The organism is Pseudomonas sp. URMO17WK12:I12 (genome assembly GCF_000514395.1).
GTDB lineage: Bacteria > Pseudomonadota > Gammaproteobacteria > Pseudomonadales > Pseudomonadaceae > Aquipseudomonas > Aquipseudomonas mucoides.
In genome coordinates this window covers 228,358-244,548 of sequence record NZ_AZVV01000007.1, presented here as the reverse complement: position 1 = coordinate 244,548, position 16,191 = coordinate 228,358, and the positions used below count along the sequence as shown (strand labels likewise).

General features: G+C 55.1%; 4 protein-coding genes. 3 read left to right on the top strand and 1 reads right to left on the bottom strand.

Going from position 1 to position 16,191, the window contains the following annotated elements:
- The first annotated feature begins 240 nt into the window (after positions 1-240).
- The gene (locus D882_RS0110330) at positions 241-420 is read left to right on the top strand and encodes a hypothetical protein (protein ID WP_027923161.1); all 180 of its coding nucleotides are present in this window, start codon (positions 241-243) and stop codon (positions 418-420) included.
- A gap of 161 nt (positions 421-581) precedes the next feature.
- Here D882_RS0110330 and D882_RS0110325 read toward each other — a convergent pair whose 3' ends face one another.
- The gene (locus D882_RS0110325) at positions 582-3,386 is read right to left on the bottom strand and encodes an ATP-binding protein (RefSeq protein WP_027923160.1); all 2,805 of its coding nucleotides are present in this window, start codon (positions 3,384-3,386) and stop codon (positions 582-584) included.
- A gap of 1,537 nt (positions 3,387-4,923) precedes the next feature.
- Between D882_RS0110325 and D882_RS0110320 the strand changes: the two genes are divergently transcribed.
- Positions 4,924-11,679, top strand: coding sequence for a hypothetical protein (locus D882_RS0110320; RefSeq protein ID WP_155953717.1), 6,756 nt, complete (start codon positions 4,924-4,926; stop codon positions 11,677-11,679).
- Complete coding sequence (locus tag D882_RS0110315) at positions 11,666-16,147, top strand: hypothetical protein (protein ID WP_027923158.1); 4,482 nt, start codon at positions 11,666-11,668, stop codon at positions 16,145-16,147. The genes D882_RS0110320 and D882_RS0110315 overlap by 14 nt, the downstream gene beginning before the upstream one ends.
- Positions 16,148-16,191 lie beyond the last annotated feature (44 nt).

Here is a 16,191-nt window from a genome sequence, read left to right as displayed (position 1 = left end):
GCGACCACTATCGAGACGTGCAGTAGGTAGCACGCTGTTGCCCAAAGGCCTGGAAACCGACATCGCCGTCATTCTGAACCCTGCCCAGATGGACGCCAACAACTTGTACGTGGCCATGACCCGAGGTGCAAGACGACTCGTGATCTGCTCAGAGACGCCCACTCTAGGGCGTCGTAGGTAGGCTGCCTGACTTTCAGCGGAATCTTCTATGTTATCTGCTAAAGGACAGGAGTTAGGCGCATGGACTACGTTAATCAGGACACACGCTCCATCAAGCGCAACAACAAAGCCGATGACGACAAGAACGGCTTCATCGTCGTGGATGATCAGAACCCAGCCAAAGCCAGAATCCTCATGGCACTGTCCTTAACGAAAACGACCGACCTCAAGCAGCTCCAAGATATCTTCTTGAAGTACTGACGCCTTTCTCGGCAGCACCAACCCCATAAAACAAGCGCCAGGATCACCTGGCTTTTCGCTTGCCTACCTCAAGAGCCCATCCACTGCAGAAAACTAGTTGAGTGGAATGCGCGTGCTGCTTAACTCAGAAAGCAGTGTGAGCCGCAAGCAAGGCGATGATGCTATGGCAATTTCGCGGTCAGCTTTTGGAGTTGAGATTCCAACTGTTCGCGGTATTTGGGGTCAGCGGTGAGTTCGCATGCCGCTGCCATACTGGCTACGGCCTTTTCTATTTCACCCAAGGCCTCCCAGCATTGACTTTGCTGAACATGATAAATATTCCTTCTGCCTTGTGCCTTTTTATCCTGCTCAACCAGAGCCAATGCCAGCTTCGCAGATTCAATTGCAAGCTTTGGGGTGCCCATGGCCAGTTCAGCCCGGGTCTTTTGATAGAGTACCCAGTGATCAACACGGTCTTGGGGTACCTTATCAATCGCCGCCAAGGCATCTGAAGCTCTATTAGCTTCAATATATGTCTTGGCCACCACACGAGCTAGGTAAGACGTCAGCCGATCACCACGACTGACTTCATCTGCGAAGCTACAGGCGGCTTCGTTGAGTTCGTTGGCAAGCGCCTTTTTCCCAGCCGCGCGAGCCGCAACGGCAACATTTGTCAGGCCCTCACATGCATTCGACCATTGTCGCGCCTCTACGGAGTCAGGACGAATCGTCAGCATTTCTGGAAATGCCTCAGCGAGGGCAAGGCAAATACCACCGTGGTGATACCCATATAGGCTAGTGAGAGCCAGAAATGCCTCATAGAATTGATCGAAGCCTTCCAGCGCCGAAAGCGCAACGACATCGGCGAGCTGTTGAACCTTAGCCGCATCATCCTTAATTTCATTACTAAGCTTAAAGTAGCTCCTAAGCCGGCTAATGGCTGCTAGAGAAACTCGCAGAGGAACTTTCTCCGGCGAGTCAAAAGTGCAGTCGATAAGATATCCATTGGCTACTTCACCCTCTGCCACCATTGTCTGCGAAACACCTTTCTGGGTACCCAAATGGGCAACCTGACCGTGAGCGGCGTGCCAATCGGGTTTCTCAGCCAGCAAGCGCTTGAAACAATCCAGCGCCAGCTCTGGCTTAGCGCATCGACGAAACGCTTTTCCTTGATGGTGCATTAGCTCTGCTCGCACGTCCGGATCAGATGCAAATTCGAGAGCTTGGCCATATTCCTCAGCACATCGCTCGTAATACGCGCCGCGGTCTTCCTGAGCGAGGGTATAGGCGTATCCTTCCTTGGCATCTACGACGCACAGCAGCTGCGCCATCGGCATATCACCAGTGACTGAGGTTGCCTGCAAACTTGGAGCTATATGCTTGGCAGGGTCAACCTGCATGAGTGCGTATGTCAGCCAATCAGGCGGCCTGTTCCCTCTCCGGTGATTCGCAGCCTTGAGTTGAGCGACGGCCAAATGGATCTGGCGCAACATGCTCGGAACCATTTCACCGTGACTGCGACTTACATACTGTTCGATGGCGGTGGCCAGAACGCCGTCGTCCTCAGCTGTCCGTACGGCCCGACAAATAAGCTCATGCACGGAAACGGTTGAAGAGGTCGCAGTTCGGCTGAGAATTGCCAATCTTTGGAGCGCCGCTCGCGTCATTGTTCCAATGAAGCTGTTGAGAAATTTTATTTCGTAGGTTCTGCAGCCACCATTGGCGATCTTGACCAAGGCGTTTCGGTTTTCCGGGCTCAACTTACCCAGCATCAGTGACAGTATGGAGGTGCCATCTGCTTGCTGTGCTTCAACAGGGTTCTCAAGCACCTCTCGATACAAATCTTCTTTGGATATATCGTCCTCGTCACTAAGATTTCGCACGATTGATAGAATGAGCGGTGAGAATCGACATTCCTCAACAAACCTCCGACAAGCGTCAGTAGCCGTTGCCTCGCTTTCATCTAAAATCTGAAACGCTGTTTTATGGGAGACTCGCTCGATCGGGACACAAATCCTGGCCTCCTCCTTACCAGTTGCTCCAATCTGAGAAGTCACCAGCACTCTGCCGCCACGACCGAACCCGGCAGCCAGCTCTGCCTCAAGCTGGCTGGGCTGCAGAGCACGAGTCAGGTCGTCTACGATAAGCAGCGTTTTCGAGGCATTGAATATCCCCGCAACGTTGATGGCGACCCCGCCGCGAACCCGTTTTATCGCGCTAAGGGCTACATCTGGCTTCCAATCCTCTCCGGAAATCCAGATATAGTTTTCGTATTCGTCCAGAGTCTTCCGAACATAATTAATTGCGGCTTGCGTTTTACCCGCTCCGCTGAGCCCATGTAGCACGCAGATCTGATGGCCGGCTGCGAAATGCTCGCGAATCTGACGAAAGAAAATCTCTTCAGCTTTGAAGTCCGCACAAGCTGGCGGCACACGGCCAAAGTATTCGTAATTATCAAGATTTTGACCAAAATCTGGAAAATACTGGCAAAAAAAATCGGCGTGGTTGGCATTGCTCACGGACGCATCGAATATCTGCTCAGCGAGATCGCGCGCGCTCAGAAACCGGATCCGTTCTGAGTAATCTTTGGCCAACTGGGTTGTGTTAAATTTGACGCGGAAAGACGCCGGCTGTTCTTCGCTAGAGACCAAGTAGATTCTCTCGGGAATCCGACCAGCGCAATGCTCTAAGACATGGGTCAAATCATTTCCAATTTTTTCAAATTGAATACTCTCATCGGCGGCTTTTACACCAATAAAGTATTTATCTTCAGTACTGTACTCGCCCACTACTTTGAAATCATGGGAGTAGGTATCTAAGGTGTACCCGACCGGCTTGTGGTCCTTGTTGACGCCACGATGAATAAGGGGAGTACCCTCAATGATTTCGAGTATTCTGTGGCCTACAAACTCGAGTGACACAGCATCGATTTCGACGATTTCGTCGATCAAATCGTTGACAATACGCTTTCGAACAAACTGAGCCATTTACTCCCCCTAACCATCAGATTTAGTGCAGCAACGGGCCGACGTAACCATCGCCTGATCTCGACCTATCCGTCCTGGTAACCCTGGTTTCCTGCCACCAAAGCCAATTGCCCAAAGTATTTTACCTTAACCCGTTAGCGTAACACGGCGATCATTTTGTCTTTACGTTGACTTGATGACTGCTAACCATGCGTTTGGGGAAAAGTAAGCGCAGTGCGGCTTCGTAGCTCCGGACGCAGTAATTGCTCTGGCCGATGCAGTCTCAGCCATAATACGCATGGCTGATGAATGAGATCACGCTGGAGCTGTCGCTGAGGAAGCCAACAACCGCTACCAGCACGCCTACCGAGCAGAGGCTTTTTGCAGTCAAAGTGGTTCTTATAGATCGCACTATGGATTTGAGTTTCTGAAGCAAAAGAATTTCCTTTCATTCTCTAGATTCTTGGTTCGTAAGCCTCCGGCGAAGTCACTTTGCGTGACTCACGTCGGCATGCACCGGTGCGGCAGCAGTTGATCTATCTAGATTGCCAGCTTCGCCGGCAGACTTCGGCGATTGGCGCCCAACTAATCGCAGCAAGTTCAGCGCTACGGCAGTCCTACTTTATCAGTACCGCGATGCCACACCTGGGAGGCTAGCCGTGTGAGCTATTGGAGCAGTTCTCGCCATGCGAATGTGAGCCTTGTTACGCCCCTGAGTCCGCTAGCATCTAAAGCCACTACGACGACGTTCGCAGAACGCTTTTCTCGATCAATGAGAACTCCTAAAAACCCAGTCAAAGCTGACTTGGACTAAGTGTTGAGACTTCTTCTAGGGGCAAAAAGGGGGGGGGGGTAATCCTCATTGGCCTCTAACCAGAAATTGCCGTGATAGCATTATGATCTAAACGCTTTTAATTCACCCGAATATTCCTGGTCTACGCTCGTTTCTGTGTCTCTTCGTCAGATACAGAAGCGAGTTGTACACCTATGGATGCCATTGTTGGTGAGGGCGACGATACAGCCGCCGAATTGCCACCCGAAGTAGTCGGCACTGGACTGACTTGTCTAGTCATGCTTGCTCGTTTCCATAATGTAGCTGTCTCCGCGGAACAGCTTAGTCATGAGATGTGTTGGCCAGATACCTACTAGAAAGGCAACCGCGAAGAAATAGAAGGTGAGTAAGAAGTTGGCTCAGTAGCTGTGAGGACGATCGCTCGGACGGATAGGAGGGCGCATGAAAGAAGACCGCAGACTACTTGACTGGCTGTCGACGCGCCTCAGGCCGCTGGCTTCCGCAGCCAACGCAGCCTGTCTCACCCGGCGATCATTTATCGCGGCATTAGGTGCAACCGCAGCAGCCCCGAGCGCCGCATGGGTCAGGGGGGCGCTCGATCTAACGGAGCCCTCCTATCCGGTTGCACACCTTTTTACGGGATTATTTCACCTTCGATATCGCGGCCTCATCTGGGAGTTTGAACCGAAGGCCTTCGGATCGCGCGCAAGGGTTAGCATCCGGCAGAAGCAGTCGGAGCTTGTCGTGAGGCTCACACGAGCAGAGATGCCAGGCACCGATCTTCGTGTGGATTTTCTGATGACAATGCGCGCGGCGGGTAGGGACTGGACTTGCCGCATTGAGATTCCATCAGTGGCTTTCAGCGCAGAATTGCCATTGGACGCATGGCTGGGAGGCGCTCCGCTCGCCGGCCCCTCTCGCGCCGCTCAATTCTTAGCAGGAACGGGGGAGCTTCGCGTTGGAGCCGGCAGGCTGCTCGTCCGACCAACGAAGATGCTGACGCTTGAATTCCAGGCACCTGCGACCATGGCCGGGCAGGTCCAGGCCGAGGGGGCAGGTCTGATCCTTACGGTAACTCGGCGAGATCAAGCCGCGAATGGCTTGCCCGCCTTTGCACCGGGACAGAATACGACCGCATTCCTTCTTTCCGATCCCATCGTTCAATCAAAGCAATATGCCTGCAAGGGAGAAAGCGGGATAGTGGCGATCCGCCCGCGGTCTTGTCAGACTGTGGAGGGGGACTTCGCCGGAACAGGACAAGGCAAATCCCAGAGAGTGTTGTTCATTGGTGCCGCTGACTTGGAAGCGTCCACCGATGGCACACCTGAGATCAAGCTAAGTCTTGATTATGCGGCGAGCCTGATTGAAGCCAATTTCATTGCCGTATCCGGAGAGGTTTCCAGAATTCCGTTCCGGGTTGGCCTGAAGGGGGGGAGTGCGCAGCTTTGTGGTGGGGACGATGTGCCCGTCTTCAAGGCGGTATTCCGTCCAGGCGCCACTAATGCCATTGAGGCAGCGCTTAAAGTCGAACGGTTGTACTTGCCGCTTAGCGATGGCAACGAAGCAGTTGTTGTCTCAGAGGGCAGGAGTTCCATCCTCCTGACAGGTTCTGACAACGCGAACACAAAACTGCTGATCGAAGGAAACGACGTATCTACAATTCACCTAAACGGCACTAAGGTTCAGATCAGCCGAGGCACTGATCTTCTCAACCTTACATTTCAGTTCAGCGGATTTGAGCTGCGCAGACGTTGGAATGGCCAATCCTTTCTCCGACGGGTCCGCAGGAATGGCATTTGCGAACCTGCAGTAATTTCGCTGGTCCTGCCTCCCCAGCATGTAACCGAGTCGGTGACGACCTTTGATGGAAGCGGCTGCCCAGTTCCCAAAGATGAATACACCAGTATAGCCAGACCGTCCCGGATCGTATTCAAACTGGATCGACAGAACGCGCGACAAGCCCCTTGGCGCACAGTACCGCTTACGATCGAGGCTCTGACTGACTGGTCAGCCCTTACCGGTCATCTCTCGGTGACTCCGCGGGCCCGAGCCGGAGACAGCCTGAGGTCTCAACTGGAGGCAATGGGCCTCGAGGAAGATGCTCTGGAAGGCAATCTTGCCGATGTGCTTGAGCACATCGGTCGTACACTTCGGCCTCCTGCCTTTGACGAGACGGCATTCGAACTGGTGGATAAACTGGTTTTTTCCCCCGGACCGAAGACAATCTGGGAGTTCCCGGAGCAACCGCTAGCGGGACTGTGGCAGCTCTTCAGTATCCGCTTCGGAAGAAATTCCGATGCCAGAATGCGCGCTATCTGGTCGTGGCGCTTGCATGAGGGAGTCCTCCCTTCACCCACGCCGGATTCACTCGTGCAGCGGGACTGGGGCCTGATCGCACAGACCTCTATTGGCGCGCTTCCCGCACTTCGGCGCGGCCTTTCCGAAAATAGATCGACTGGAATCAACGAGGAACTGGCCAAAGTCCCACGCGGTAACGTTGTCCGCCCTAAGCCCTACAAATACCTCGTCGAACTAGATCAACTCATCGAGCTGCATAAACAGAGGCCTCCAGGTGAGGCGCCGGCGAATCCGCCTCCACCGGAAACGGGTATCGCTTTGAACACTCCGTTCGACCATGCCGACATCGCGGTCACGGCTTTCGGGGCAACAGGTCGGGCAGAGTGGAAAGGCCGACCGCCAATGTACCAGCCAACCTCCGCGCTCGACTTCAGGCCGCCACCTCGTGGAGAAGTTGTTTCGGTTTTGGGTACTGCACTAGAGAGACTCTTTTTCTCCACATTCCTCGGCCAGGACGAGACGATCATCTCGGCAGAGACCGGCTTCCTGCTTCCGATCGGGTTCCGAGCAACGCTGTTGACCACGCAGAAGCGTGGATATGTTCCAGATCCGAAACATCCAGGCTCGGTGGTCGGAGTAAACATAGAGCGTCGCAGGATTATCAGCCGGCGTCCGGAGAAAGCTTTTCCGGCACTGAATCAGCCGGATGGAGGACGCGACTGGCCAGCGTCAAGCGTCACGCTTCTCACTGAGGAGACGCCGGTGCTGGTCGATCCGCAAAGTGTCCCGGATGAGTTGTACCAATTGACTCTGAAGCACAACTTGCCTCGTTTTTCTATCTTCTGGCCGCGCATCAAGATCAACGCGACCGAGACAAGAGATCTGGAGTGGAAGGTGCAGATTGAGCGCGACGCCACGCCGATGGCGACAAGGATGATCTTCCTGGACGGTGGCGTGATAGGTCTCGACAACATCGTCGGGGCCGTAGTCGAAATTTACAATCGAGAGGCGCTTGGCGTTAGCGTGTCCCGCCCAAGCTGGCCCGAGGCCAACACTGCCCGATTGTATGGCACACGCCGGCGCTACGCAGATCACAGCGACAAGGTTGATACCAGCTTCGACACTGACAGCTGGCTTCTCGTGGCGCGAGGACGCTTCTTGGGCGGGCAGCAGTCCTACATAATGGACGCGAGAATGAATGGCGCTGACCAGCCGCCTTTCTACCCTAGTGTCCGCAGGACGAAAATCTCGGTCCAGAGCGTTGACCGCATTGTTGGCGCCCCCCAAGGATTAATCGAGTGCATGCCTGATGTGGCATACGTGCAGAATGGTTTCACCGGAGCGAAAGATGATTCGGAAATATTCCTGAACGTCATCAGCCCCAAAATCGCCTTTAGTCTCGTTGGCGTCAGCGACACGACAGTTGGTGTCGCCCAACCGAACTCCTTCGTTGCAGCCCTGTCTCGACGTAATGGGGTCGTAGGAGGTTCGGAGCGTCAGGCCAGTACGAAAGGACTCGTCCAATCGATGGGGTCTGGTTCGACCGAACTGGCCTTCGATTTCGGAAATGCCAAACTGAACAAGTTTGATCCGAAAGAAGCTTTCAATGGCGCTTTCGTCATCCTTGGCGTGAACCTGATAGATCTGATCCTGGTCGGGGTTGAGGATACGCTCGACGAGGGACCGAAGCTTGTGGAGCAGTTTCTATACGGAGTAGACAAAGCCGGGGAGACGACCCTTGACGCTGTCAAGGAAATTGCCAGAGTTGCCGCCGATTACGCAGAGGTCGCCTTCAACAGCGGTGGCAATTGCGCCCCAAGGGCAGAGACCTGCGGCGTACTCGATGCAGCGATAGAACAACTCGACCAAACTCTTGCGAGCGCTGGCCTGAGTTTCGCGGCGCTCTATCCAGACTTCTACAATTCATACAAACAAGCGAAGTCAAGCGTCCCACCTGCGCTTCGTGCCGTCAGCGAGGCCTCGAAGCTAGCAGCACTTTCGGTAGAAGCGAGCAAGGCCATTGTTGCTGTTCGACCATTCACTTCTGCGGTGGCGACGCTGATCGAGAACCCTGTACCTCAATCGTTTGAGAAGGTAATCGACGAGGCTAAGCAGTGGTGGCAATTGCTGCAGAACGGGCTGAGGGGAGGCCTCGGCAGCCTCCTCGATGCGGTCGCACAAAATGTATTTAAGAACACGCTGATCCCGGCCTTTGAATCTGCAACCCGTGATGAACTCGAACTGTGGCTTGGTCGCCCCGTCGCGCCTGGCGACCTGACGAAACTGCTTTTCGATCCGTCTGCCAGAGTTGAACTGGCGAAGGCATTTGCCTACGAGCAGATCGGTGCGCCTCTCGTTGATATTGCAACCCTGTTAAGTGATCTGCTTCAGGGACTACGTGGTCACGTCATACTGGGGCGACTCTCCCTGGAGCGCCGATTTGCGGCGTTCTTGCGCCAGGCTGAGGACGCCATCCACAGCCGTCTGGATCCGAAAACGACAAGCAAAATTTCGGAGCTGACCCAGCAGGCTGTCCTGGCGTCCGAGCTGATATCGGCCGTCGAGGTGACCCTTAGAACCTTCCCGACCCCAACAAACGCCAGCCCAGACAGCCTGAGAGACTATCTGCAAAGGCTGCCAGCCAGGTTCAGAGCGGCCGTCACAGATGAGTTTCGCAGAGCTCTTGCAAAACACCCGGACTGGTTCATCGCATCGCCGGAAAATACGGTAGAAGCCATTCTTTCTGATTTCGTGGGGGCGGCGATCGAACCTATTTCCTCCGCGGCCGAGCTGGCCGTGAAAGAAGCAAGCGACGCAGCAATTGCTAGGCTAAGCCAGTATGCAGTCGAAGCCGATCGTCAGTCCCAACTCCTGACGAATACGTTGGTCACCGTTCTGACGGGGGTCGTGGACATCGAGGCGACGAGCCGCATATCACGGGCGGCCACCCAACTGTCCGGATGGTGCCAAGGCGCTAACGGCGCCTTGGCGTCGGCAGCCGCTTTTGGGGACGGACTTCTTGGCGACTCCGCAACGATTGCCCAGCGCATAGCCGATCTCATCGAGACTACGGCGGATGTACCAGCGCCCACCGCGCCGCCACAGGCGGTGAAGGCTTTCAATGAAGCTCGAAAGGAGCTTCTGCTACGAGCGAATGATCTGGTAAAACTTATCGCAACACTTGAGTCGGCAAGGTCAACGCTGCGCAATCTGGCGGCGACCGACGCATGTGCTGCTGGGGCGGTGCTGGTAAAGTCCGTTGACCACGCCATCATCGCACGCAATGCAACAGTGCCTACGCTGCTTGAGATTGGTCGAGCGCTGCAAAAAATGACGATCGCCAATAACGCTGCGAAACGTGCTGGTATTCCAGCCGTTAGTGACGTAGAAGAGTTGGTGCGCAATCTGCTGTTGGACCTTACGACGATAGGTAAGGTTGGCAGGTCAGGGGCGTGGACCAGTGTTTCAACGGCAGCGACGAAGCTCAAAAGTGACCTCGGTCAATTTACGGGCTACATTACCAGCCTCGATACTCGACTGCGTAGCGTCGAGGATGCAGCAAACGATCTCCGCAAACAGCTTGCCAGCGCCGACCCAGCCACTCTTGTCGAGATCGTGTCACGTATCTCTGCCGACTACATCATGGATGAGCGCCGCCTGGCTGCATCTCTCCTGCAGACGGTGATGTTCTCCGATACCACTCTGATGAAGGTCGAGGCAGCGACCTTGCCGCTTCTCAAGGAGACTGCCAAAGCGCTCGCAACTTTCGAGGGCGCTGTCGCGTTGAGCGCTCGCGGGGTAATCAGCAAAATCAAGACCGATCCGATCTTGAGCTACTTGATCAGCCTCGCTGCCCCTGGAGATTTGTTCTCTTCGATAGATAAGCTGGATATCGAAGTGAAAGCGTTTAAGGATGTTGGAACTGCAGGAACGGTGGACGACGCACTTGCTGCCGTGAGCCCTGTCATTAAAGAATGGCAGGCGAAACACATCCCGTTGCTTGAGCTGTTCGATCAGCTCCTTCACGTGGTCGATGTGTTCTTCCAGGGCAATATCGACCAACTCATCGGTGGAAGCATTCGTGCGCAAGCCGACGCGCTCAGGAAACAACTCAATGACGCTATAAAACAGTTCGTTCCTACCCAGATCAAGACCGGATATAACTGGAACACCAAGCTTGGGTCGAGTGACTGTTTCAAGATTGAAACAAATTCTCCGGGAGACATTGATGCCAACCATCTGACCCTTTCGTCACAGATCAGCTACGACTTTATTTCGAACACGTCCACCGCCGAGATGAGCGGCAGGTTGCACTCTTTCGCCATCATGCTTCCGGATATGGCGACGATACACTTCGCCCCAGCGACTTTCTCAGGCGGTACGGGCAGGAAGACCGCCTTCGATGTGCAGGTGCTTTCAGTCGAGCTTGGCAAATATCTCAAGTTTCTCGACGAGTTGAGGGCGTGGATGGCGCCGAGCGGAAACGGCGTCTACGTCGTACCCTCCCTCAGCGGAATTCGCGTGGGCTACCAGTTCGCCAGCGACCTGATCATGGTCGGCAACCTGCAATTCATGAACATAGCGATCGATGTCTTCGCCGATCTTCCATTCGGGCCGGGAGCAGCGAGGTTTGGGTTCAATTTCGCAAGCGAGGAACGGCCGTTCATCATCGCCTGCCCACCTTATGGTGGCGGTGGTTATCTCCAGATTGAAATGGACGCCCGCGGATCGATTGACAGACTTGCGCTTTCATTCGTATTCGGCGCCGCAGTTGCGTTCAATTTTTCATTCCTTACAGGTTCCGGTCGAGTTTCGACTGGCATTGCGATGATCAAACGCGGTCCTGGCTTGACGATTCAGGCGATCGTGGAGGCTGTCGGCGAAGGTCACGTTGCCTGCTTCTCGCTTTCGATTTTCATCCGCATCGTTCTTCAGCATTCGCCAGAGGGGAATCTGGATGGGTCTGCAACCTACAGCTTTTCCTTCAAGGTAGGCTTCTTCAGCGTCCGTTACTCCGTGACCGCCACGCGTCACATCGCCGGACCTGGCGGTAACGGAAAAAGCCAGCACCAACTTCATACGAATACCCTTAACGGAAAGAGCGCTGGTCGTCCGGTCGAAAAACCGAAATTCACGATAGGCACAAGCGCTCCCGTCAAGAACCGCGCCTGGAAAAAATATCGCCGACACATCGCACTGGATCTGATCGATGACAACAGATGAATTAAATGCGCAGTCCAACGTTCCAGCCCATGTTGCCATCCTTGTGGTACCACATGGGGTGGCGCCTAACGGGGATATGCTGCTCGGCCTGCAGATCACGCCAGTGCCGCCAGAGCTCGGAGGCTACCTCAACACGGACACTGTCAATCTCGCGATCTGGCCTCAGGAACTCCGGACAAAGCTCAAGCAGATCCATGTCCATCTGGGGGATGTGACCACGAAAGGCGGCTTCCTTGCAAAAAAACAGCTGCTACCGATTGCTGCCTCAACCTCTTGGAGCAATCGTGCAGCGGCGGCGGCCGACGCGCTCTGGGGTGAGACGTTCAAGGATGGTCAGGTGACCGACCTGATCGATGCTCTTAGGGAGGACGCTTTGAGCGGACCGTCGTTTGCGAGCAGTTCGGGCATCTCGCCATTGATAGACTCCCACCTCCTCGCAACTGAACTTCATATCGATTACAGAACTCGGGTTCTTAAAGAGCTGGAGCACGGATCAATCGCCGCAAGGCAGCTCACATCTGATAAAGAGCGTCTCAGAAAATGGTCACCGCCTGGGTCGGCGCTCGATAAGGCTGGCGAAACGATTGAAAGCGCCGAACTCAGCAAGATACGTCAGGCCCACAGTGATATTTTGCGCAGCTACATACACAGCGAGGAGGGGGTTTCACTTGCAGCCAACACCGCCATGGCACAGTTAAGGGCAGGACGGTTTTCGGTTGCAGAAATGATGGCTCGCCATCGAGCAGAGCAGCTCGACGGGACAGCGAGCGTGGCTCTTGAAGATCTCATTAGTAGTTTGGCGGCAGCCTCACCTGGTCGTCTGGACAACGTACTGGAAGAGTTCGCTCTAGCGCGAAACGTCCACTGCGATATAGTCAACCCCCTTCCCCTGAGCACACAAAAGGAGATCGCCCGCCGAAAATTCTCCAGCATTTTAACGTCTCCGAGCATCGCCACCTTTCTGGCGGTGAACGCTGAACTTCGAATCACGAGAGAGCAATGGGATTTGGCAGTTGGGCAGATAAAGGAGGGGGCTTCATATGGAGCGGTGGCCGTCTCCTTTGACGGAACTGCACCGGGAGGGCAGGGATGGACCGCATTCGTACATGGAGGTGAGGGCGGCCCGAATTTCTTCGGCCCCTGCGACCAGGCAGAAGCAATTGCGAGAGCTGCTGTACCGAATGCTTCGATTGTTGCTGGCGTGATCCGTTTGCGGACGCAGTTCGACGGCGAGCCGCGCTACGCGTTGCATGCGATAGACACGGTCAACTCGACCATTCGGCGGATGGACTTCGCTCGCCAAGCGCTTGCTGCACTTCGTGAAGGAAATGTGCCGACACGAAGCGAGCCGAATCCTATTGGTCGAGCTATCGCTCTGGTTGACAGAAGCATCCATTCTGCCTCCGAGCAGTCAGTGAAGCGCCTGAAGCTGTTACAAAGCGATCCAGACGAGCACATCAATTTCGCAGCGGATCTTCTTCGCGGTTATTCCGTCATGTTCGCGATTCCCCGGCAGCAGACGCCAGACCTCAAGTCTCTCGCAACCGAGTGGCGAACAGCTATGGGGCGAAGCATCACATTTCGCTCCAAACAGCAGATCAATTTAGAATTCATCGAAAAGAACGTCTCCCCGGAAAGGGAGTTTGGAATCACGGAAACCATCCCTGTACAGCAGGAGACAACGGACGAAAATGGACTTACCAAGCCCGTAGTTTCAATGCCGCAAGAACTGTTTTCCTGGCATGGCGGGAGCCTGACGGTCGCGCTGCCTACTGAAATTGCCAGCGCGAGCGCCTCCATAAGCGTCAGTGAGGATCTCGCGGTCTCGCGAACGTACAACCTCCCTGACCCGCCGGCCCACGGTGAAGTCGATTACCGGCCGCCTCCCCTGCGAGACGGTCGCCGTTACATAGTTGGTCTCGTGGCTTCGTATGTCGGCGGGTGGGCATTAAATATGCGGGATGCCATTGCCGCGCATGCCGAGGATAAATATGGTCATGTTCTTGGCGGTTCCGCGGGGACGCCTTTCGAGTTCAGACGGCCGGACAAGATCCCGGCGCCGCTCATACTTCTACCGCATGACAGCAGCATGGTTACCTTTGCGCGGGAGAAGGACCTGCAGGGCGAGTCCCTTCTCGTGCTTGTCGTGCGATCGGGTGACTCTTCCACCTTGATATCTCGCAGGTTCTTCTATCCGGACGCGGTCAATTTCGATCAGGCGGAGCAGCAAGATCAGTTCCGGGGGGTCATTGAGGATGCACCGGCAGGCGCCTTTAGAGCAGACGTCGGCGTACTCTGGCGACAAGGTGGAGGCAGTTTCCCACTCGCCATGGGGGGAAGGATTGCAACGTCGCCCATTGCGAAGGATAGCAACAGCCGTGGCCAGGTGCTGAAGTTCATTACCTCGCCAAAACCGCAGAGAGAATATTACCCGGACAGCAACTCACAGTTTCTCCGGCTGCACCTCGCGACCCAGACTCCGGCAGACTTCGTAAGCCCGACGATGAAGCTGCCAACCCCATTCTGGACGGATGGGAAGCGACCTCGCCAAGCCATGCCTGTGCTGCTTGAGCTTCGCCGGATCAATGCAGATTCCATTAAGCCACGCGTCACTGTGAATCAGGATTCCTACACATACCACGGTGTCAAGGTCCGACGAATCGTGGTGTCGATACAGCCGGCCACGGTGATTAGCGCGATGGCCGTTGCCGAGCCAACACCTGCCGTCTTGCTCCAAAATCATTTGATAGGGGAGGTGTTACTCGAGCACACCCGAGGTCTGACGCCAGCCAGTCAGCCCCCGGAGAAAATGGCTGAGATTCTGCTTGCAGTCATGCTTCAGCAGCAAGTCATCTCAAGTCTCAATGGCTTGCAGGCCATCAGGCTAGTTCATGCTCAACAACGACCAGAAGCTCCTGCATTCATTGTCGACCAGGGAGCGATCACACCTGTTGTCGTGACTGTCGCTGCCGACTCTTCAACGAGCTCGGATCGAAAGTGGATCGATGTGGTGGTTGCGCGCTGGGCGATGCACAATGATCGGTATAGCCGCTGGGAAAGCGACGAAGGTGGATCAACGTGTTTCTTCGTCGGGTGCGTCAACGTCGACCCAGCAGCAACGGGTAAGCTACGTTGCGAGGCGCATTGGGAGGAGCATGGACCCGAGTATTTGAAAAAGAACTCCGCAAAGAGCTATCGATACAAGCCCGGCTCCAGCACATGCCTGCTTTTCGATGTGTCCGACATTGACAGCGCGACAACGGCCACCCGTCTTGATCTGCTAAACAACCAACTAGTGCCGCGGCGGCTTGCCCACTCGTTCCCCGATGGTCGCGCACGGCGCCTCGTAGCGAGGCTGGTTGCCACGTCGCGGTTCACCGACTACTTCCCAAGCGTCAAAGACTGCGAGAGCCTCTCGGCTACACACGAGATATGGGTGCCATGCACCTTTCTCCCACCCCCCCCAATCGTTGCAGGGATCTCCTTCATGCTGAAGGAAGATTATCGATCTGATGGTCATGGGCGGTTTTCGTTCACACGTACCAGTAGGATACGCATGGAGCTGGGCACTGATGTTTATGTGTCCGGCGAGGGCGAGAAACTGGGAGTCATTTTCCGGGTGGATGGAAACGATCCCTGTGATCTCTTCACGCCGGAATTCGAGCCCTACGCTGATGGATTCACGATGGAAGGGCGTAATCCACTTCACAACTCGGTTACCCGTGGCCACTTGGGACCTGAGCGCTTCCGCAGCGGTGAAACTGTCGTACGCGGGATCCTCAAGGCGCAGAGACCAGGAAGTTCTGCTATCGGAGGAGACGGAGGAGTCCCCGTCGACATACTCCCGCACGAACCCAGCTTGGACGAGAAGAAAGGCTATTATTGCGACGTCGTACTCGACCCGCAGAACGCCGCTCAACGAAGAGCCGATTTGGCTGCCGGAGCGCCTTACATGCCGTTCGTCCATCTGGGCTTGGCTCGTTACCAGAAGCATGCCGTCGAGGGGCTTCAACTCTCTCCTGCAGTTGGCCGGGACATATGGCTTCTTCCCTGGCGCCACGGCAGTATCGAATTCTCGGACTCTCGCAATTTCGTTCTCAGAATAGAGGGGCCGATGGTCGACGAAGATCTCGCCACATCTCCGAAGCTAGAAGTGACTGTGCTGCACAACGAGGCCGTTGGAATCGGCAATCTGTGGGTGCCGGCAAGGGGGAGGATAGATCAGCTCTACGTGGCTGACCTTCCGCCAATTCAGGCATCTGGAAGGACCATTTGGGAGTGGAAGGGACGACTTCCCCATTCTCGAAGACTTCGCAACTATGGAATTCGGGTAAGAGAAAGCGCGCGGCAGCGAGACGACTACACTGGAAAGATCGAACAGCGTCGTTGGGTACTTAATATGACAATTGATCTGTGGTCGAGACGAGCTGGAGGCCTAGTGGAGATTGTTGAGCCACTTCCAAAATGAAGGTTACAAACCTTCAAAAAGGCAACTTCAACAAATTAATGTCG